The organism is Rhodococcus sp. Chr-9 (assembly GCF_000801125.1).
In the GTDB taxonomy this organism is placed as follows: Bacteria; Actinomycetota; Actinomycetes; order Mycobacteriales; family Mycobacteriaceae; genus Rhodococcus; species Rhodococcus pyridinivorans.
Window position 1 is genome coordinate 19,167 of record NZ_JTIZ01000002.1, and the last position, 20,107, is coordinate 39,273.

The window sequence follows — 20,107 nt, forward strand, 5'->3', positions numbered from 1 at the left end:
GCTCATCATCTGCGGCGTCGCGCTCTGGTGCGCTCGCTTCGGGTGGGGCGCGGCCCGAGTTCGTAGGGGATCTTCAGGATGTGGCGGGTTTTGGCGTCGATGTCGCAGTTGCCGGAGGCGACGGAGTGGAGGATGCCGTTGTAGACGAGGTCCCACAGGTCGGGGTTTCCTTGAATGTCGCTGATCTTGAAAGAGTGGATCTCGTTGCCGTGGTCATCTTTCAACCGGAGAACACGGCTGTAGCCGTCTGCGGAAAAGCGGATGCGAGTGAGGTGGTAGGTGTCGACCCAGCTGTCGCGACATTGCACCCATGTGGATCCTGCTGCCGTCCAATGGTTCCTGATCCCGCGAAACATCAGCCAGCCACCCGCAGTGATGATGAGCCACGCACCCCACCAGTGAATCCAGCGAAGATCCCCGTTGGAGATTGTGAAGAACGCGACCGTAATGGTCATCAGGGTAAATGCGCTGATGTATTTTTCGCGGACGTGAGGTTGGAACCATTCGAGAGTGGGACCGAGATGGTCCGGTGCATCTGGTGGGTTCCGTGGGTTGCGTTCGAGCGGTGTGTATTCCGTGCCGTGGTAGATGCGGGGCGCCTGGGGTGGGCGGGGTTCGCCTGTGATCGAATCCGGCATCGGTGGTAGGTCGGCAGCGTTCACCCTCTACGCCCCCGTCCTCTGATGCGCTCGCTTCGGGTGGGGCGCGGCCCGAGTTCGTAGGGGATTTTCAGGATGTGGCGGGTTTTGGCGTCGATGTCGCAGTTACCCGACGCGACGGAGTGGAGGATGCCGTTGTAGACCAGGTCCCACAGGTCGGGGTTACGTTGGATCTCACTGATCTTGAACGATTGGATTTTGTTGCCGTGGGCGTCTTTCAGTCGCAGGACACGACTGGGCCCATCAGCGGAGAAGCGGATGCGAGTGAGATGGTAGGTATCGACCCAGCTGTCGTGCCATTGGACCCAGGTGGCGCCGGCTGCGGTCCAGTGGTTTCCCTTGCCGAAGAACAACAATAGTGAACTTCCAGGGATGATGACCCACATGATCCACCAGTGGATCCAGCGAAAGTCTCCATTGATGACGGTGAGGTACACGACCAAGATTGCCGCTATGAGGAATGCGCCGATGTATCGGTCGCGCACGGTGGGTTGGAGCCATTCGAGAACGGGGCCGAGATGCTCCGGTGTTTTCGGCGGCTTACGGGGATGTCTGTCGGCCGGTGTGTATTCGGTTACGTGGTGGATGCGTGGCGCGCGAGGTGGGCGAGGCTCGCCGTTAACCGCGTCGGGCAGCGGAGGAAGATCGGTTGCGTTCATTAATGTCCTCAGAACAGATTGCCCACCCAGCGTGCCGCAGACCCGGCAGCACCGGAGATGTCGTCCCAGTGTTCGATTACTTCGCCCACACCGAACGCGACACCGACCCCGGCGCCGACGGCGAGCAACGTGACGGGACCGCCGGCTGCGCTCGCGAGTATTAGTTCGGTCGCTACGGTTCCTGCGACGAACCCACCGACATCCTTCGCGACTGCCTTTACCGCTTCTCCGGTTGTTTCGGCATTCATCACGTCACTTGCGGTCTGGCCAGCGGTGAGAGCCAGTCCTAGATAAGGAACTTTCGAGCCCACACCCGCCAGAGTTGATCCTTTGGGAAACAGGTCGCCGAGGTTACCGCCGACACTCGAAACGAACTTGTTGTCACCGAGCCCGGCAAGCAGTCGAGAGTTCTCCGCAGCAAACCGCGCAGCATCGTCCGCTCCCCCTTGGAAGGCCCGAACAGCCCTGGCCGCAGTAGCTTCTGGGTACGGATCACCCAACCGCGCCGCTTCCGCGGCAAGCTCACGCAGCCGAGCAAGGTTCGCGCCGCGTGCCTCGGCCAGGTCTCCCCATTTCGACAGCTCGGAAACCGCCGTAGCCAGATACCCACCGACTGTGTGTAGAACCAGCCATCCCCACTGGGCTTCTGCGTCCTTCAGAATTGTCGTCGGGCCGCGCAAGGCTTCCGCGAGCGCGCTGTGCGCCCCGGTTTCGGCCGCGCGACCTTCCGCAACGAGCCCCGCAGCCGCCTCGTAGGCTGCGATCTGCTTCGTCCGAAAAACCTGGGGTGCAATGTCGTACGAGTTCGGATCGACGTTGAGTGGCTCACCGATCCCGACGCCGAACTCCACGGGAATACCGGCTTCCGCCGCTGTCGCCTCGGCCTGTGACATGCGTGACCGGACGGTGACGAGTCCGTCGGCGAATGCGCGCAGGGCAGCGGCGATCACGTCGATCTGGTCTGTGGCCTCGGTCGTCCCCGTGATGATGCGGTCGAGCGTCGTGCGGAACGCATCTCCCGCAGGGCTTCTGAATTCGTACTCGGACTCGGTGCGTCCGTCGCGTGCCGCCTTCAGTCGGTCGTTCACACCCGTGGCGAGGGCAGTGAGCGAATCCGCGCATGCGTAGCAAGAGGTGGGGTCGCCGAAGACTCGGGTGTCGAGGCTCATCCCTCACCGGCCTTCGCCATCTCCTGAGCAGTGTGCGACTCGGCGTCCTGGTAGGCGCGCAGACTGTCCTGGGCGGCGTCTGCTGCATCGGCCAGCGACCGGACCGCCGCGTCCAGCGCGGAAGCAATCGACCCGAGAGCGTCGACGAGCAGTGCTGTGGCGGCACCCGCGTCGGGTATCGGTGCTGGATCGGATCCGAGTTCGTCGATGCCCATCGCTCCGGTCGCCAGGTGCTTCGCGACCGTGTCGAGGTCGCCGATGTCGATGCTCACCGGGTCGCTCTCCTGCCGAGTGGGGCCTCGAACGGACGGTCGTCGTCCCCGACCGGGGGTGGCGGTGGTTGTCGACCGTCGAGCAGGACCACGTCGTACCCGGTGGTCCGGTGGATCTCCTGCAGCCCTGTGCTGTCGACGCCCATCCACGGCTGCTGCGGTCCACAACAGCGGACCAGTTCCTTCGGTGAGGTGTAGGCGGGCAACGCCAGCCGGCCGTCGGGCAGTGTGCGCATCTCGAGCCGAACGTGCCCGGAACTGTCGCGGCGTCGGATCGGCACATACAGAACGTCGCTCATCGAATCCCCCGATTCCGTCGTACCCCCCGTACGACTCGCCGCGACCTTACCGCAGCGGCGATGAGTTTCCGGCTCCTGCCCGGTCGGTATCTGCGACAGCACCGCTGCCCACCTACCAGGAGGCCGTCATGAACACCTTCACCGCATCCACCACCGGCACCCGCGACGACATCACCGCGGCACCCTCACGCGCCGCTCGCATCGCAGGCCTGATCGTCAGCGGTCTCGTCGTCCTGTTTCTGCTGTGGGACTCGATCATCCACATCGCCAACGTTTCGCAGGTGCAGGAAGCGATGGCCGATCTCGGGTTCGACCCGAGCCTCAACCGGGTGTTCGGCGTCGTCCTACTCGTCTGCCTGATCGCCTACGTCCTGCCGCCCACCGCAATCCTCGGCGCCGTACTCCTCACCGGCTATCTCGGTGGTGCTGTCGCGACGAATCTGCTCACCGAACAGCCCATCGTCAGCACGACTCTCTTCCCGATCTACACCGGAATTCTGGTATGGGGTGGATTGTGGTTGCGCGACACCGGAGTTCGTCGCATCATGCCGGTTCGCCCGTCGCGGTGACGACGACGAACGGCCCCACCTCGGTCACGGTGAAGCGGGGATCGTCGAACAGTTCCTTGGGGAAGGTCACCGTGTACCGCCGCACATTGGGATCGTTCGGGTAGACGTCCTCGGCCAGACGCAGCGTGTAACCCTCGGCGCCCTGCCGGAAGACGACGGCGTCGGGGGCTCTCCACGGCAACTCCTCCCAGGCGGCGAGCAGTTCGCCGGGGGAGGAGAGTTCCGACCACTCCTCGATCGCTGCGGCCCGCGCGGAGAACTCCGCCAGCGGGTTGGCGTAGTGCGAGGTCAGGGCCTGGAAACCGAAGTATGGGTAGTAGGCGAGGAAAGACGTGTCGGCCGTGAGGACCACGTGGTCGTCACGCTCGCCGCCCAACTGCGACAGCAGGACGTCGTCCACCTCGGCGTAATAGGACGCGGCACCGGCGGGTCGCTGATCGGCGCGTTCACCGGCCCCGTCGGTGTCGGTGTAGGCGACGGTGATCTCGCTCCCGAGCACCTGGGGGATGTTCTGGGTGAACGCCAGCGCACCGAGAGCACCCACCGCCACGAGAACCCTGCGCACGCGCGGATTCTCGCTGGTCGCCAGGCTGATCCAACGCGAGAAGTCGACGAAGGCGAATGCGCCTGCCGCAGCGAGCAGTACGAGCAGGATGACCTCGAGACGGAACGCGAGCAGGGTGTTGCCCACGGCGGTCAACGCCATCGACGCGAGGTACCACAGGTAGACCGCGATCACCCCGAGCCCGAGCGCCTGCGCCCGATGCGACGACGACGCCCGGCCCACGAGCCACACGGTGCCCAGCAACGACAACAGTCCGATCAGGGACATGTGGAACATCGGCAACGGCAGTCGCGCACCGGCATCGGGGAGATAGTGGGTCGCGGTCCCGGACTCGGACGGGGGATTACCGCCCAGCACGTCGAACACGAACGGCGCCCACACGATCAACGCGACGAGCACCGCGATCGACGCCATCACCACGAGACGGACGAGCACCGGAAGGACCGCCCGCCACGACCCGGTGGCGCGACGCGCGAGGTACGCCGCGACGACGGCCATCACCGTCACCGCGAACGCCGCGATACCGAGATAGAGGGTGTAGAAGGTCGCGGCGAGACCGAGGAACAGGCCCGTCCCCACGACGGCACCCCAGCCCTGTCGTCCCCGGCCACCGCGTGTAGCGGGCAGGAAACCACCCCAGGCCAGCACCAACGCCGGCGCGACCAGCACGGCGATCACCGCTCCGTAGGGTTCCGGCGAACCGTAGGCCAGCACGACCAGCGTCGTCGCGGTGGCGGCGAGCACCGCCAGATCGGAGCGGACCAATTCGGACCACAGCACCAGCGCGACGACCGCCGCGACCGCCAGCGAACCGATCGCATACGGCTTGAACGCTTCCCAGCCATCCATACCCAGCAGATCCGCGACACGGCCACCGATCCAGAACCACCCGGCCGGATAGAACGACGGCAGGTCGGCGTAGTTCATGTCGCGCAACGCCGCGCTGTCCGTCAGTCGCGTGAGGAACTGGGTGCGGAACTCCTGGTCGACGGAGATGCCGTGCAGGTAGAGGCGGGTCGCGGCGAGCGGCATCCCGAGGGTCGCGGTGACCAGGCCGGACAGCGCCGCCCACGACAGCACCCGCGCCCCCGTCACCCATCTGCGGCGACGCAACAGATAGATCGACAGGCCGAGCACGGCGAGTGCCGCGAACTGCATCACGGTGGTGACGGCCTGCGTCACGTTCGACGAATTGAACGCCGGCCACTGCACACGGTCGAAAGCGAACGGCCCCACCGCGGCGACGAGTGCTGCGACGAGCGCTGCGCAGACGAACTGCACGAGCGTCGAGACGGCACGGCGTAACGGGGCTACTGCTACAGGAGTGTCGGCGAGCACCCCACGAGCATAGAGATGCGTCCGCGAGACGAGTGGTGGCCCGATCCGCGCCGCAAAACGCCGCCGTCCACCGGTCGGGACCTTCATCCTGGAAGTTGCGTCGGGAAACCGGGCCGTCGGTACCGCCCGGGGAATCCGAACGGAAGGCTCAGATCATGACAGGTAAAGCAGTTCGTGCGGCCCTCGCAACGCTCGCGACGGCACCTCTCCTCGTCTTCGGGGCGGCGCAGGCCTCGGCGTATCCGGTGATCGAACCGGGTGCGCCCGGCGGTCCCATCGACGGCCGGTTGTACGACCACCACGGCGTCGATCCCTACCAGTGCATCGTCGTCGGGGCGCCGGGTGTCGGCTACGCGACGAACGAGGCGGGGCAGGACGGCATCGTGAACGGTGTCTTCGTGAACGAAGGGTCGATCAACCACTGGTGCTACGGGCCGCCCGGGATGATCCACAGCGGAACCGGCTACGTCCGGTAGACCCCGAAAAGACGACTGCCCCGCCGAAACGGGTCCGGCGGGGCAGAGGGTGCACGTCTGTCAGATCGGCAGCTTGCGGAAGATCGCGCGCGGCAGGTGACGCAGCACGATCATCACGAACCGGAAGGTGCCCGGCGCCCAGACGATCTCCTTGCCGCGATCGGAGGCCGCGACAGCGAGCTTCGCGACATCTTCCTTGTTCACGGTGAGCGGGGCCTCGTCGACGTGCGCGCTGAACTGCGTGCGCACCTGGCCGGGGCGCACGACGGTCACGCGCGGCCCGAACGGGCGCAGCGCCTCACCGAGTCCGAGGAAGAAGCCGTCGAGGCCGGCCTTGGTGGAACCGTAGACGAAGTTGGCGCGCTTGACGCGCTCGCCGGCAACCGACGACATCGCGATGATGCGCCCGAAGCCCTGCGCCTTCATCTTCTCGCCCACCAGCACACCCACGGAGACGGCGGCCGTGTAGTTGACCTCCGCGACCCGCACGGCCTTGCTCTGGTTCTGCCACAGCTCCTCGGCGTCGGCGTCCAGACCGAAGGCGACGATCGCGATGTCGACGTCGCCGTCCTTCCACGCCTGGTCGATGACGGCCGGGTGGCTCGCCGTGTCGAGCGCGTCGAAGTCGATCAGGTCGACCTGCGTCGCACCCGCGGACTTCGCCTGGGCGACGGCGTCCTCACGACGCGGGTCGCCGGGCAGGGCCGCGAGGATCACGCGGGCCGGTGCCTTGCGGAGGTACTCCTCGACGATGGCCAGGCCGATCTCGGAGGTGCCACCGAGCAGCAGCAGGGTCTGGGGATTGCCGACGGCGTTGATCATCAGTGGAGTTCCAACCTTCTGGACATATCGGAGGCGAAGACGTTCGTGGGGTCGACGGAGCGGCGCACCTTCAGCCACTCGTCGATCCGCGGGTACATGGCGTGGAAGGTCTCCGCGTCGGTCCGCGAATCCTTCGCGGTGTAGAGGCGACCACCGAACTCGAGGACCCGCTTGTCGAGTTCGCGCACGAACTCGTTCAGGCCCGGCTTGATCCGGAAGTCGACGCAGATGTTCCAGCCGGGGATGGGGAAGCTGAGCGGAGCCTTGTTCCCTTCACCGAACAGCTTGAACACGTTGAGGAACGAGTGATGTCCCGACGCCTGGATGTCGCGGATGATCTTCTTGAACTCCTCGACCGCTTCCGGCGGCACCACGAACTGGTACTGCAGGAAGCCGTTGGGTCCGTAGCCGCGGTTCCACTCCCCGAACAGGTCGAGGGGGTGGTAGAACGCCGTCAGATTCTGGACCTGGTTGTCGGCGTTCTTCGTCTTCCGGTAGTACAGCTCACCGATCACCGAGAAGTTGAACTTGTTGGCCAGCCCGTTGGGGAATACGTCGGGCAGGGTCAGCAGGGTCGGCGCGTCGAACTTGAGCGGGTCCTTCTGCAGCTTCTTCGGCAGCTGGTCGAGCTTCGCGAGGTTGCCTCGGGAGACTGCGGCGCGGCCGAGCTTCGGCTCCGGCGAGATGGCGTCGAACCATGCGCTGGAGTAGTCGTAGTTCGCTTCCGAACCGTCGCTGTGCAGGGCGATCGTCTCGTCGAGAGACTCGGTGCGGCGGCTGTCGGCGATGAAGTACGCCGTCTCCGTGGGGGTCATCTCGATGGTCGCGCGCAGGATGATGCCTGTCAGACCCATTCCGCCCACGGTCGCCCAGAACAGCTTGGCGTTGCGCCCGGTGGGGGTGCACGTGCGGACCTGGCCGTCGGCGGTGAGCAGGTCGATGGACTTGACGTGGTTGCCGAAGCTGCCCGCGCTGTGGTGGTTCTTGCCGTGGATGTCGGCACCGATCGCACCACCGATGGTGACCTGGCGCGTGCCCGGCAGGACGGGCACCCACAGACCGAACGGCAGCGCGGCGCGCATGAGCTGGTCGAGGCTCACACCACCGTCCACCACGACCTTGCGGGAGTCACGGTCGATGCTGTGGATCTTGTTCAGCGCCGTCATATCGACGACGAGCCCGCCCGCGTTCTGCGCGGGGTCGCCGTAGGAGCGTCCGAGCCCGCGTGCGATCACGCCGCGCCGCAGGTGCGACGGCTTCGACTCGTTGTCTTCCGCGACCCGCGCGACCGCCTTGGCGATCACTTCGACGTCGGGGGTGGACAGCACCTCTGCGGTGGTCGGCGCAGTGCGCCCCCAGCCGGTCAGGGTGCGGGTCTGGGTGGGGAGCGGCTCGCTCGCCTGCTCCGTAGCTGTCGTGGACATCGGGATAAAGGCTACCCGTGTGTCCTGGTCACCCGGCAAGATGCTGTTCCTCACGGGCGTTACCCTCGTCTGCGTGCCGGAATCCCACGACCATGTGCAGCCGCTGCCGGAGCATCACGCCCCACTGGCTCCCGAACTGCCGTTGACCGATTCGACGGCCGACGAAGCGCTGGACCTGAAGACGCAGCTCACACGGTTCGTCCTGACCGGTGGGTTCTCGGCGATCGTCGACTACGGCCTGTACGTCCTGCTCATGGCACTGGGCGTCACGCGCGACGTCGCGAAGGCCCTGTCGTTCGTGGCCGGCACCACCACCGCCTACCTGATCAACCGCCGCTGGACCTTCAAGGCCCCGCCGAGCCGCGTTCGTTTCGCAGCCGTGGTGGTCCTCTACGCAGTGACGTTCGCCGCACAGGTCGGCATCAACCGTGTACTCAACGAAGCCCTCGGCGACGAGTGGTGGGTCACGCCCTTCGCCTTCGTCGTCGCCCAAGGCGTCGCGACGGTGATCAACTTCGTCGTCCAGCGGGTCGTGATTTTCCGCCTCCGCTGATTCGGGTGGATCCGACCCCGCTCAGCGGGGTTCAACCCACCGAAGTCCGATTCAGGGCCTGACGGATCTGCCGCACCACCTCGTCGGGTTCCTGGGTGATCGCGTGCCAGGTGAAGCGCAGCACGTGCCAGCCGGCGTTGATCAGGACGTTCTGCCTCTCGGCGTCGCGGCGGTGTCGCTCGGCGTCGCGGTGCCAGGCCCACCCGTCGATCTCGATCGCGACCCGCTCGGCGTCGAACACCACGTCGATCTCGAAGCCGCAGCTCATCGCGTGTGCCCGCCACCCGGTGAACCCCGCACCACGGAGTAGTCGGTGGAAGATGCGTTCGGCCTGGGAGTGGCCGCCTTCGCGAGCCGAGCACAACAGATGAGCGGCGCGGGGTGCGCCGTGACGCCCGAGATTCCTTCGATGTGCCTGCTCGAGTGCGGGTAGCGAGGTGTGACGCTGCAGCGCACGGTCCATGAGCACCGAACCCGTCGGCAGTTCGACGGCGGCTTCGAGCACTGTGAGTGGCAGCGCGGTGACCGGTACACCGCGCACTACGACGACGTCGCGTCGCTGGAGGTCGCGTCGGCGTACCCGCACCCCGTGGCGTCGGGCGAGGGTGCGCTTCTGCGGCACGGTCACGTAGCGGAGAGAAGGAGCGCGGTCGAGCAGTCCGTGCCACCATGCCGCGCTCGGTCCCCAGGCTGCCGCTTCCGGACCTGCGGCATAGACGGCTGCCCGTAGCGCCACGGCCGGCGTGCGTTCCCGATCGGCACGAAGGTAGACGCCGCGTGCGAGCGCGAGCCAGTCGCCGTTCTCGACTCGTCGGTCGACAGCGGAAGCGCTCATTCCGCAGTCCAGTGCTTGCACGCGAGTGATGACGCCGTCCTGAGCGGCCATGATGCGGTACGCGTTTCGCAGGTTCATATCCGGTTCGACGCAGTGACCGCGGTTCCGGTTCCGTACCGATCGATTTGTGTGGATCCAACCCCGGAAACCGGGGTCGAATCCACACAAATCGTCAGAAGCTCGGGAGACGATCCGCTTCGCGGGCGTCGGCCAGGGTGGGTGCCACCCGATCCTTGGCGGACAACTCGTACTCGAGCGGTCGGCCGTCGGCACCTGTTGTGGGCCAGTCGATCCCGATCTCCGGATCGAGGGGGTGCACCTCGTGCTCGCGGTCGGGGTTGTAGCCCGTCGAGCACAGGTAGACGACGGTCGAGTTGTCCTCGAGGGCGAGGAAACCGTGGCCGAGGCCCTCGGACAGGAAGATCGCGCGCCGGTCCTTCGTGTCGAGCAGCACCGAATCCCACTGCCCGAAGGTCGGCGACCCGACCCGCAGGTCGACGACGACGTCGAGCACCGACCCCGACACGCACGTGACGTACTTCGCCTGTCCGGGAGGCACATCCGCGTAGTGGATGCCGCGCAGCACCCCGGCGGCGGAGACCGAGCAGTTCGCCTGCGCCAACTCCAGGGGCCGGCTGACGGCGTCGGTGAAACTCTCCTGCTTGAACCATTCGAGGAACACGCCCCGGTCGTCGCCGAACTGTTTGGGCGTGATCTCCCACGCCCCGGCGACCTTCAGTTCGCGGTAGTGCACCTAGCGGTCCTTTCCTCGTTCGAGCAGATCCAGCAGGTAGCTGCCGTAGCCCGACTTCACCAGCGGCTCGGCCGCGGCGCGCAGGTGCTCGTCGTCGATGAACCCGAGGCGCCACGCGACCTCCTCGGGCGCACCGATCTTCAATCCCTGACGTTGTTCGATGGTGCGCACGTAGTTCGACGCGTCGAGCAGCGAGTCGAAGGTGCCGGTGTCGAGCCAGGCGGTACCGCGCGGCAACACCTCGACCTGCAGTTTCCCCGCTTCGAGATAGGTGCGGTTGACGTCGGTGATCTCCAGTTCCCCGCGCGCCGACGGCTTCAGCGACCGGGCGATCTCGACGACGTCGTTGTCGTAGAAGTACAGCCCGGGCACCGCGAAGTTCGACTTCGGGTCGTCGGGTTTCTCCTCGAGCGACAGGGCGCGGCCGGTGGAGTCGAACTCGATCACCCCGTAGGCCGACGGATCGGACACCCGGTACGCGAACACCGCACCACCGTCGATGTGAGCGAAGCGCTTGAGCTGGGTGCCGAGGCCGGGGCCGTAGAAGATGTTGTCGCCGAGGATCAATGCGACCGGCTCGGTTCCGATGTGGTCGGCGCCGAGCACGAAGGCCTGTGCCAGGCCGTCGGGTGAGGGTTGGATCGCGTAGGTGATGTTCACGCCGAACTGCGAACCGTCGCCGAGCAACCAGCGGAACTGTCCGGCGTCGTGCGGGGTGGTGATCATGAGGATGTCGCGGATCCCGGCGAGCATGAGCGTCGAGAGCGGGTAGTAGATCATCGGCTTGTCGTAGACGGGCACGAGTTGCTTGCTCACGCCCTGGGTGATCGGATGCAGACGCGAGCCCGTCCCACCCGCGAGGATGATTCCGCGCATGTCGGACAGTCTCGCATGAGTAGGCTTGCGCCAATGAGGCTGCTCGTCACCGGTGGTGCCGGTTTCATCGGCGCGAACTTCGTCCATCAGACCGTCGCGGAACGACCCGACACGCAGGTCACCGTGCTCGACAAGCTCACCTACGCCGGCAACCGCGCCTCCCTCGACCCCGTCGCCGACACGATCACCTTCGTCGAAGGTGACATCGCCGACGCCGAGCTGGTCGACCGGCTCGTCGCCGACACCGATCTGGTGGTGCACTTCGCCGCCGAATCCCACAACGACAACTCCCTGGCGAACCCCGCACCGTTCGTACAGACCAATCTCGTGGGCACCTTCACCCTGCTCGAGGCCGTCCGCAAGTACGACGTGCGTTATCACCACATCTCCACCGACGAGGTCTATGGCGACCTGCCGCTGAACGATCCGATCAAGTTCACCGAGACCACCGCCTACAATCCGTCGAGCCCCTACTCGTCGACCAAGGCCGGCTCGGACCTGCTGGTACGCGCCTGGGTGCGCTCGTTCGGCGTCCGCGCGACCATCTCGAACTGCTCGAACAACTACGGCCCGTATCAGCACGTGGAGAAGTTCATCCCCCGCCAGATCACCAACGTGCTCACCGGTGTGCGCCCCAAGCTCTACGGCACCGGCACCAACGTGCGGGACTGGATCCACGTCGACGACCACAACAGCGCGGTATGGACGATCATCGAACACGGACAGCTCGGCGAGACCTATCTGATCGGCGCCGACGGGGAGACCGACAACCGCACCGTCGTCGAAACCGTCCTCGAACTGTGCGGCAAGGACAGGACCGAGTTCGATTTCGTCACCGACCGCCCCGGCCACGACCTGCGCTACGCCATCGACGCGACCCGCCTGCGCACCGAACTGGGCTGGCAACCCCGCTACCGCGACTTCCGTGAGGGCCTGGCCGCGACCATCGACTGGTACCGCGCCAACGAGCAGTGGTGGACGCCACAGAAGCACGTCACCGAGGCCGGCTACAGCCGCACCGAGCGCGTTCTGGGCGGATAACCTGCGCCGTTCGGGGTGATCCCGGCACAATTCGCGAATGGGTCGAAACACTGGTGCACGACGCACACAACCGTGGAGCTCCTGTTTCCGCTGCTACTGTCGCATCGAAAACAGCGGATCGACCACGAGCGGGGAGTAGCCCGATGGAGCAGGCAGCTGCCGGCGACACAAGCACGATCGGACATGACGCGGACACGCTGGACGAGGTTCTCACCGAGCCGGTGCGTCGCGACCGGCTGATCGTCCAGCGCGGCGTCTTCGCATCCCTGTCGCCGCGCGTGCCGGAGAAGATGTACGTCCACACCAAGGGCGACGCGGCGTCCGACCGTTACGGGCTGCAGCTCGCCGACGGCGCGACCGCCCACACCAACACCTACTTCGGGCGCTTCCCCGCGACGTTCTGGCAGCGCTGGACCGACGTGAAGACCGTGAACCTGCAGCTCACCTACGGCTGCTCCGGTACCGCGAAGTTCACCGTGTGGGCCTCCGACGCCCGCGGGCGCGAGCGGATCGTGACGGTCGAGACGGTGTCGGGTTCGGGCGAGCTCGACCTCGAGCTGCCGATCGAGCGGTTCGTCGACGGCGGTGCGATGTGGTTTGCCGTCGACGCCAGCAACGGATCGGTGCTCGTCTCCGACGCGCGCTGGACGGTCGCCGCGCCCGAGCGCCTGCGACCCGCCGCGGTCGTCATCTGCACGTTCAACCGCGCCGACGACTGCACCGTCACCGTCGGCACCCTCGCCTCGGACGACGGGGCGATGGCCGACATCGAAGCGGTGTGCATCGTCGACCAGGGCACCGACCAGGTGCGCTCGCGTTCGGCGTTCGCCGAGGTCGCCGACAAGCTCGGCGACAAGCTCATCTACCTGACCCAGCCGAATCTCGGTGGTGCGGGTGGCTTCTCGCGTGGCATGTACGAGATCACCGGCTCCGCCAAGGCCGAGCACGCCAACGTCATCGTCATGGACGACGACATCCTGTGCGAACCCGAATCGGTGTTGCGTCTCAACGCTTTCGCGAACATGACGGTGCAGCCGACCATCGTCGGCGCCCAGATGCTGTCGTTGAGCAACCCGCAGGTCCTGCACGTCTCGGCCGAGCGCGAGGTGCTCGACGAGATCACCGCCGGCGCACTGACTCCGGGTGCGCGCATGGGCATCGATCTCGTGAAGAAGAAGCAGGACATGCGTTTCGACGCCGGCTGGAACGGCTGGTGGACCTGCCTGCTGCCCGCCGAGATCATCGCCGACTGCGGCCTGCCCATCCCGTTGTTCTTCCAGTGGGACGACATCGAATACGGCATCCGCGCCCGCTACGCGGGGCACCCGACGGTCACCCTGCCCAATGCGGGTGTGTGGCACGCCGACTTCTACCTCAAGGACTACGACGACTGGGCGCGCTACTTCAGCATCCGCAACGGTCTGATCGTCTCGTCCATCTACGGGCGCTTCGACGGCAACGACATGTCGAAGTACCTGTTCCGCAAGATCAGTGAGCTCATCGTCTCGATGCAGTACGGGCTCGCCGCGACCTTCATCAAGGCCGCGGAGGACTTCCTCGCCGGACCGGACTTCCTCTACGACGGCGGCCAGTCGGTGCTGAAGGAATTGCGCGAACTGCGCGACCGCTATCCCGAGACGAAGCCGCTGCCGGCCGCGCAGGTGGGTGCGGAATCCGACCCGCACACGCAGATGTCGGTGTGGCAGTTCGAGCCCGACAAGAAGCGCGAGGGCCTGGTGCTGCTCAAGCGTGCCGTGCAGCAGTTCGCCGGCAAGGTCGACCGCCGGACGGTCACCGTGCCCGCGCACTTCGCGTCGTGGTGGCACGTGTCGTTGTTCGACAAGGCCGTCGTCACCGACGCCTCGCAGAACGCCGTGCGGGTGCGTCACCGCGACAAGGACACCGCCGTCGAACTCGCGAAGCACGCCGCGAAGGTGTGCTGGCAGCTCCGCAAGGAAGCTCCCCGGATGAAGACGGTCTGGCAGGAAGCGCTGCCCAAGCTCACGAGCCGCGAGAACTGGGCGCGCCTGTACGGCATCGACGGGTAGACCGTGCGGGCATGGTCGCTTCCCGTGCTCGTCGGGGTTGCGACCGTGCTCGTCGCAGGGGCGTTCTCGTGGGTGCCCTCGCTGTGGTGGGACGAGGCCGCAACCATCTCGAGTGCCGACCGGTCCGTCGAGGGGATGCTCCGCGTCCACACCCGGATCGACGCCGTCCACGGCCTGCACAACCTTCTGCTGCACCACTGGTTCTCGCTGGTGGGCGTCGACGAGTTCACCGCCCGCCTTCCGGGTGTCCTCGCGCTCGGGGTGGGTGCCGCCGCTGTCACCGCGACCGGCCAGGTGCTGGCGGGTCGTCGCGTGGGGATCGCCGCCGGGGTGCTGTTCGCGCTGTCGCCGCGGGTGACCTGGGCAGCCACCGAAGCGCGATCCTATGCCTTCGCTGTGGGGCTGGTCGCGGTGTTGTCGCTGCTGGTCGCGCTCGGATGCACGACCGGCCGTAGACGCTGGTGGGCGCTGTACGCCGTCGTCCTGCCCGTCGCGACGGTGATGTTCGTGTACTCCGCGACGGTGGTCGTCGCGCATCTGTTCACCGTGCTGGTCCGTGGTCGTGGACGCGGCGCGTTCCTGCTGTCCGCAGGGGTGGGCGCGGCCTTGTCGACGCCGTTCGTGCTGCTCGCGTACTCGCAGGCCAAGCAGGTCGCGTGGATTCCCCCGCTCGACTCGACGATCGTCCGCACGATCGCTCTCGACCAGTGGTTCCCGCAGGCCCCGTGGGCGGCGGCATTGTGCGCCGCGATCACCGTGGGTGGGGTGATCGTCGCGGTCCGTCGTGGTGCGGAGCCGGGGGAGCGCACCCTGCTCTGGCTCGCGGTACCGGGCTTCGCCGTGCCGATGGTGCTGTTGCTCGGCTACTCGCTGCTCGAGGACAACATGTACCTCGAGCGCTATCTGTCGTTCACGGTGCCCGCGATGGTGCTGCTGGTGGGCTGGGCCGCAGCCCGCGTTGCCACGCGCTGGTGGTCGATGCTGATCGTGCTGACGGCGGTCGCCGTCAGCGTCGCGCCGGCCTACGTGCAGCAGCGACAGCCGTTCGGCAAGCCAGGCGGGATGGACTACAGCGTGATCGCCGACCGGCTGGTCGAACGCTCCGAACCAGGCGACTGTGTTGCCTTCGAACCGCGCGTCTCGTGGGCACCCACGTCACTGCGCGCCGTCGTCGACGCCCGGCCCGACGCGGTGGAGGGACTCGACGACGTGGGGCTCGGATACGACGCCGTCGACCGCGTGAACCTGTGGTCGACCGACGCCCCGCCGCCGGAACTCGCCCGACGCGCGGCGGCTCGATGCGAGGTGCTGTGGGTGATCGCCGACGGTGAGCGCGAGACCGGCTTCCGGGTGTGGCACCCGAACAACGTGTGGTGGCGGTTCGACCCCCACCGGTTCACCGAGACCGACACCTACCGGGAGCTCGAGGCCGTCGGTTTCCGGATCACCGACCGGGAGCCGATCCACCGTTCGCAGCTGGTCCGGCTCGAACCGGCTCAGACCCAGTAGGCGACGCGCGAGCGGTAGTTGCGCAGCGCGAGCAGGGCGATACCCCAGCCGACGACGGTGATGATCAGGACGATGACCCAGTGGTAGAGCTGCTGGTCGCCGCCGAGCAGCGGGGTCCGCACGATGTCGAGGAAGTGGTAGAGCGGGTTGATCTCCGCGATCCGTGCGCGACCCTCGTTGCCGGTGCCTTCGAGCGTCTTCTCCGTCCAGATGATCGGCGTCATGAAGAACAGCAGCTGGACGATGCTGCCGAGCAGCGGAGCGATGTCGCGGTAGCGCGTGGCGAGGATGCCGAACACCAGCGACACCCAGACCGCGTTGATCGCGATCAACGCCAGCGCCGGGATGGCGAGGAAGGCCGTCCAGTACAGCTGACGTGGGAAGAAGATGAAGATGCCGATGTAGATGACGATGTTGTGCGCGAACAGGATCATCTGCCGCCACACCAGCCGGTAGACGTGCACGCTCAACGGTGTCGGCAGCTGTTTGATCAGGCCCTCGTTGGACATGAACACGTCCGCGCCCTCGAGGATCGACCCCTGGATCAGGTTCCAGATGATGAAGCCGAGCGCGACGTACGGCAGGAACTCCGGAACATCGAGGTTGAACAGCGTGCCGTAGAGCACACCCATCGCGATCGCCGACACACCCGTGGCGATCGTGATCCAGAACGGACCGAGCACCGACCGGCGGTAGCGCTGCTTGATGTCCTGCCAGCCGAGCAGCAACCACAGCTCGCGGTGGTTGAAGCCTTCGCGCAGATCCTGGAACGCGCGCCGGAACGAGCGTGAGGACGACTCGATGGGTTCGTCGTCGACGGTGAGGGCATCAGACACGGGTCCCGAGCCTACCCGCGGTGCAAATGTGACCTGCCGGGGCGCGGGGTCAGCGGGACCGCCGTGCGTGTGCAGGTCCTGTCGATCTTGCGCGGTATTCACGACGAGATCTGCACGCGGGAGGCGGGGCTACAGGCCCCACGTCTGACGGCCGAGTACCCGGTTCTCGTAGTGGTAGACGTTCACGCGACTCGCGACGTAGAGCCACAGGCCGAGTGTGAGAGCGGTGTCGACGGTCGAGGGCAGCGCCAGCGCGACGACGAGGAGACCCAGCACGAGGCCGACGCCGAACACCACCAGCGCCTTCTTCCACAACCGTAGATACAGCAGATAAAAGATGCCGAACAGGAACCCGAGCAGATTCATGTTCAGCTTCATGCGCTGCCGCAGCGGCAGGGCGCGGAAGGCCGCGGTGTATTCGGGAGACGTCTTCAGCGATCCCGGGACGCCGTATGCGGCGAAGAATTCGAAGCGGAACCGCCACGTCTCGCTCAGACCCTCGAACCTGTCGGAGCCGGCTGCGGGCATGCTGAGGTCGGTCATGATCCCCCCGATCGTCGCGGTCGTTCCCCCTGAACGACCCGCAACAGTATGCACATCTGCCACGCGGGAAACACGATCGGGTGCAATCGAGTCCGACGTTGTTGTCGAATTCTCGGCGTTTCCCCGCACACAACATCGGACTCGATGCCTCCCCGTCGTCCATAGATCGGAGTCGCCCAGCCGCGCACTGGCGACGAGCGCACCGGAGGTGATCACGTACTTGTTTGCTGCACCTCCCGGTGGGGAGGTGTCGGTCACCTCGTCTATACAGTTCTGTTGGTCTCCTTCGAGCAGGACAAGGTGGTAGCGCCGAGTGATTACCGGTGACGTCAAGAGCAAGGTCGACGCGGTCTGGGACGCCTTCTGGACGGGTGGCATCTCCAACCCGCTCGAGGTGATGGAGCAGATCACCTATCTGCTGTTCATCAGGCGTCTCGATGACGAGCAGACTCGTGCGCTGAACAAGGCCAACATGCTCGGACGTGATCCGGAGGGCAACCCGTTCCCGATCGGCACCGACGAAGAGGGCCGCGACTACAACGACCTGCGCTGGTCGGTGTTCAAGAACATGCAGGCCGATGACATGTTCTACACCGTCGGCGAGCGCGTGTTCCCCTTCATCAAGAACATGCGTGGCGAGGAGTCGACGTACGCGCACTTCATGAAGGACGCGCGCCTGACAATCCCGAACGCCGCGATGCTGGTGCGGGTGGTGGATCGGCTCGACAAGGTGCCGATGGAGAACCGCGACACCAAGGGCGACATCTACGAGTACCTGCTCGCGAAGATCGCCAGTGCCGGCCAGAACGGGCAGTTCCGCACGCCGCGCCACATCATCCGGTTGATGGTGGAGATGACGCAGCCCAAGCCGGGCGACCGCATCGTCGACCCCGCTTCGGGTACGTGCGGCTTCCTCGTGGCTGCGTCGGAGTACATGCGCGAGAACCATGCCGACGAGATCAACTCGGGCGCGGGCCGCGAGCAGTTTCACCACGACATGTTCCACGGCTTCGACTTCGACAACACGATGCTGCGCATCGGCTCGATGAACATGCTGTTGCACGGCATCGAACAGCCCGACGTTCGCTACCGCGATTCGCTGGCAGAAGCCAATACCGATGACGCGGGTGCCTATTCGTTGATCCTCGCGAATCCGCCGTTCGCGGGGAACCTCGACTACGAGAGCACCGCGAAGGATCTGCAGCAGATCGTCAAGACGAAGAAGACCGAACTGCTGTTCATGGCGTTGTTCCTGCGCTTGCTGCAGCCGGGCGGCCGTGCCGCGGTGATCGTGCCTGACGGCGTTCTGTTCGGTTCGTCGAAGGCACACAAGACGTTACGGAAGATCCTGGTCGAGGATCACAAGCTCGACGCGGTGGTGAAGTTGCCGTCGGGTGTGTTCAAGCCGTATGCGGGTGTGTCGACGGCGATCTTGTTCTTCACGAAGACGGATTCGGGCGGCACCGACAATGTGTGGTTCTACGACGTGCAGTCCGACGGCTATTCGCTGGACGACAAGCGCACCCCGCTGCTCGACGAGAGCAAGCTCGGCGTGCTCGCGGGTGAACTATCCGACGACGAGCACGCGAAGAACAATCTGCCGGATGTGCTGAAGCGTTGGTTCGATCGCAACGACGGTGAACTGAGCCGTGAGCGTACGGAGCAGTCGTTCTGCGTCCCCAAGGACGATATTGCGGCGCAGGACTACGACCTGTCGCTGAACCGCTACAAGGAAATCGTCCACGAAGAAGTGGAACACCGTGCACCCGAGGAGATCCTGGACGAGCTTGATCGGCTCGAGAAGGAGATCGTCGACGGGATGGCTCAGCTGCGGGAGATGCTGGCGGGGGGTGCGGAGTGAGCGTTTACCCGGTTGTCTGTTTGGGTGATGTCCTGGATATCAATCCGCGTTTGAGTGTGCCTCTCGCGGATGAGGACACAGTTTCGTTTCTAGGTATGGCCGACGTGTCGGAGGGCGGGACAACCAACTGTGGTGTCGATCGCCCGTACAAAGAAGTTCGAAAGGGCTACACTCCCTTCTTGCAAGGTGACATCTTGGTTGCCAAGATCACCCCATGCTTCCAGAACGGAAAGATCGCGCAGGCTTCGACGCGCAACCGAATCGGATTCGGATCAACCGAATTTCACGTACTTCGATCGTCGGGTGATCTGGTAGAACATCGCTATCTGCTTCACTTTCTTCGCCAAAGTTATATTCGCGTTGATGGTGAGCGGCGGATGACCGGTAGCGGTGGTCAACGCCGCGTACCTGCCGACTACATCAAGGCCCTGAAATTGCCGCTTCCTGCCTTGGAAGAGCAGCGCCGCATCGCCTCCATCCTCGACCATGCCGACACTCTCTGCGCCAAGCGCCGCGAAGCGATCGCCCGCCTCGACGAACTGACCCGGTCGATCTTCATCGACATGTTCGGTGAAGCTCTGCTGGGGCGTTCTGATTGCGAGTGGGTTACGATGGGTGACCTCTGTAATGGAAACTTCCGAAATGGTTTGTCTCCATCTAAAACGGGGTCGGTCGACGCCCGTGTGCTTACGTTGTCAGCGGTTACCGGGAATGAATTTGACGGCAATGCGTACAAGGTTTCAAAGTTTCCCAGCAAACCGCCATTAGATCAATCGGTCGATGAGAATGATCTCTTAATTTGCAGGGGTAACGGAAATAGATCTTTGGTGGGGAGAGGGTTCTTCCCGTCCACATCTATCAATGATATAACCTTCCCTGACACCATCATCGCGGCGCGTGTAGATCTAGGTAGGGTTTCGAAGTCGTACCTGGAGTCCGTATGGAACTCGCCATTAGTGGCTCTTCGCAGTTAGCAGTGGTACTGGTGCCGGCTGGGTG

The 20,107-nt window shown here is 65.3% G+C and carries 21 protein-coding genes; 8 read left to right on the plus strand and 13 right to left on the minus strand.

Annotation, left to right across the window (positions count from 1 at the left end; genetic code table 11):
* Positions 1–5 precede the first annotated feature (5 nt).
* Genes QR64_RS00045 through QR64_RS00065 form a run of 5 tightly spaced genes read right to left on the minus strand, consistent with a single transcriptional unit; the run spans position 6 to position 3,058 of the window.
* Positions 6–662 carry a hypothetical protein gene (locus tag QR64_RS00045; protein ID WP_235366938.1) on the minus strand — a complete coding sequence of 219 codons (657 nt, stop codon included), beginning with the start codon at positions 660–662 and terminating at the stop codon, positions 6–8.
* On the minus strand, positions 659–1,318 hold the full coding sequence (locus QR64_RS00050) for a hypothetical protein (protein WP_039583420.1): 660 nt from the start codon (positions 1,316–1,318) through the stop codon (positions 659–661). Before QR64_RS00050 ends, QR64_RS00045 begins: the two co-directional genes overlap by 4 nt.
* Before the next feature lie 8 nt (positions 1,319–1,326).
* Complete coding sequence (locus QR64_RS00055) at positions 1,327–2,487, minus strand: hypothetical protein (protein WP_039583422.1); 1,161 nt, start codon at positions 2,485–2,487, stop codon at positions 1,327–1,329.
* Positions 2,484–2,759 (minus strand): hypothetical protein, encoded by a 276-nt coding sequence (locus QR64_RS00060; protein ID WP_024102690.1) that lies wholly within the window; start codon positions 2,757–2,759, stop codon positions 2,484–2,486. The genes QR64_RS00055 and QR64_RS00060 overlap by 4 nt, the downstream gene beginning before the upstream one ends.
* Positions 2,756–3,058, minus strand: coding sequence for an SAV_915 family protein (locus QR64_RS00065; protein ID WP_024102691.1), 303 nt, complete (start codon positions 3,056–3,058; stop codon positions 2,756–2,758). The genes QR64_RS00060 and QR64_RS00065 overlap by 4 nt, the downstream gene beginning before the upstream one ends.
* Before the next feature lie 128 nt (positions 3,059–3,186).
* Here QR64_RS00065 and QR64_RS00070 point away from each other — a divergent pair, with 128 nt between their 5' ends.
* A complete protein-coding gene (locus QR64_RS00070) occupies positions 3,187–3,627 on the plus strand; it encodes a DoxX family protein (protein WP_039583426.1) in 441 nt (146 codons plus the stop codon).
* Here QR64_RS00070 and QR64_RS00075 read toward each other — a convergent pair.
* Positions 3,602–5,530: an arabinofuranosyltransferase gene (locus tag QR64_RS00075; protein ID WP_200886432.1), complete on the minus strand. Its 1,929-nt coding sequence runs from the start codon at positions 5,528–5,530 to the stop codon at positions 3,602–3,604. The genes QR64_RS00070 and QR64_RS00075 overlap by 26 nt on opposite strands.
* Positions 5,531–5,685: 155 nt before the next feature.
* Between QR64_RS00075 and QR64_RS00080 the strand changes: the two genes are divergently transcribed.
* Positions 5,686–6,006: a hypothetical protein gene (locus QR64_RS00080; RefSeq protein ID WP_024102694.1), complete on the plus strand. Its 321-nt coding sequence runs from the start codon at positions 5,686–5,688 to the stop codon at positions 6,004–6,006.
* A gap of 60 nt (positions 6,007–6,066) precedes the next feature.
* On the opposite strand, the gene QR64_RS00085 is transcribed toward QR64_RS00080, so the two are convergent.
* Both QR64_RS00085 and QR64_RS00090 read right to left on the minus strand, forming a co-directional pair.
* On the minus strand, positions 6,067–6,828 hold the full coding sequence (locus QR64_RS00085) for a decaprenylphospho-beta-D-erythro-pentofuranosid-2-ulose 2-reductase (RefSeq protein WP_006553461.1): 762 nt from the start codon (positions 6,826–6,828) through the stop codon (positions 6,067–6,069).
* A complete protein-coding gene (locus QR64_RS00090; RefSeq protein WP_019290337.1) occupies positions 6,828–8,252 on the minus strand; it encodes an FAD-binding oxidoreductase in 1,425 nt (474 codons plus the stop codon). Before QR64_RS00090 ends, QR64_RS00085 begins: the two co-directional genes overlap by 1 nt.
* A 19-nt stretch (positions 8,253–8,271) precedes the next feature.
* Here QR64_RS00090 and QR64_RS00095 point away from each other — a divergent pair, with 19 nt between their 5' ends.
* Positions 8,272–8,805: a GtrA family protein gene (locus QR64_RS00095; RefSeq protein WP_006553463.1), complete on the plus strand. Its 534-nt coding sequence runs from the start codon at positions 8,272–8,274 to the stop codon at positions 8,803–8,805.
* A 31-nt stretch (positions 8,806–8,836) separates the two neighbouring features.
* On the opposite strand, the gene QR64_RS00100 is transcribed toward QR64_RS00095, so the two are convergent.
* From QR64_RS00100 to rfbA, 3 genes are all read right to left on the minus strand, one after another.
* Positions 8,837–9,718, minus strand: a complete 882-nt coding sequence (locus QR64_RS00100; RefSeq protein ID WP_039583431.1) for a type IV toxin-antitoxin system AbiEi family antitoxin domain-containing protein — start codon at positions 9,716–9,718, stop codon at positions 8,837–8,839.
* Between the two features lie 94 nt (positions 9,719–9,812).
* On the minus strand, positions 9,813–10,394 hold the full coding sequence (rfbC, locus tag QR64_RS00105; RefSeq protein ID WP_039583432.1) for a dTDP-4-dehydrorhamnose 3,5-epimerase: 582 nt from the start codon (positions 10,392–10,394) through the stop codon (positions 9,813–9,815).
* Positions 10,395–11,270 carry a glucose-1-phosphate thymidylyltransferase RfbA gene (gene rfbA / locus QR64_RS00110; protein ID WP_006553467.1) on the minus strand — a complete coding sequence of 292 codons (876 nt, stop codon included), beginning with the start codon at positions 11,268–11,270 and terminating at the stop codon, positions 10,395–10,397.
* Positions 11,271–11,303: 33 nt separating this feature from the next.
* Between rfbA and rfbB the strand changes: the two genes are divergently transcribed.
* The 3 genes from rfbB to QR64_RS00125 all read left to right on the plus strand — a co-directional run bounded on the left by rfbB (position 11,304) and on the right by QR64_RS00125 (position 15,868).
* Positions 11,304–12,311: a dTDP-glucose 4,6-dehydratase gene (gene rfbB, locus QR64_RS00115; RefSeq protein ID WP_039583433.1), complete on the plus strand. Its 1,008-nt coding sequence runs from the start codon at positions 11,304–11,306 to the stop codon at positions 12,309–12,311.
* 143 nt (positions 12,312–12,454) lie between these two features.
* Positions 12,455–14,359 (plus strand): glycosyltransferase, encoded by a 1,905-nt coding sequence (locus QR64_RS00120; RefSeq protein WP_039583435.1) that lies wholly within the window; start codon positions 12,455–12,457, stop codon positions 14,357–14,359.
* A 24-nt stretch (positions 14,360–14,383) separates the two neighbouring features.
* Entirely contained in the window at positions 14,384–15,868 is a 1,485-nt protein-coding gene (locus QR64_RS00125) for a glycosyltransferase family 39 protein (RefSeq protein ID WP_235366939.1), read from the plus strand.
* On the opposite strand, the gene QR64_RS00130 is transcribed toward QR64_RS00125, so the two are convergent.
* Entirely contained in the window at positions 15,856–16,704 is an 849-nt protein-coding gene (locus QR64_RS00130; RefSeq protein ID WP_006553471.1) for an ABC transporter permease, read from the minus strand. The genes QR64_RS00125 and QR64_RS00130 overlap by 13 nt on opposite strands.
* Positions 16,705–16,833: 129 nt before the next feature.
* The gene (locus QR64_RS00135; protein ID WP_039583440.1) at positions 16,834–17,247 is read right to left on the minus strand and encodes a DUF2628 domain-containing protein; all 414 of its coding nucleotides are present in this window, start codon (positions 17,245–17,247) and stop codon (positions 16,834–16,836) included.
* 313 nt (positions 17,248–17,560) lie between these two features.
* Here QR64_RS00135 and QR64_RS00140 point away from each other — a divergent pair, with 313 nt between their 5' ends.
* Both QR64_RS00140 and QR64_RS25340 read left to right on the plus strand, forming a co-directional pair.
* Positions 17,561–19,108: a class I SAM-dependent DNA methyltransferase gene (locus tag QR64_RS00140; protein WP_039583442.1), complete on the plus strand. Its 1,548-nt coding sequence runs from the start codon at positions 17,561–17,563 to the stop codon at positions 19,106–19,108.
* A complete protein-coding gene (locus QR64_RS25340) occupies positions 19,105–20,082 on the plus strand; it encodes a restriction endonuclease subunit S (protein ID WP_152640883.1) in 978 nt (325 codons plus the stop codon). Before QR64_RS00140 ends, QR64_RS25340 begins: the two co-directional genes overlap by 4 nt.
* The last annotated feature ends 25 nt before the right edge of the window (positions 20,083–20,107 follow it).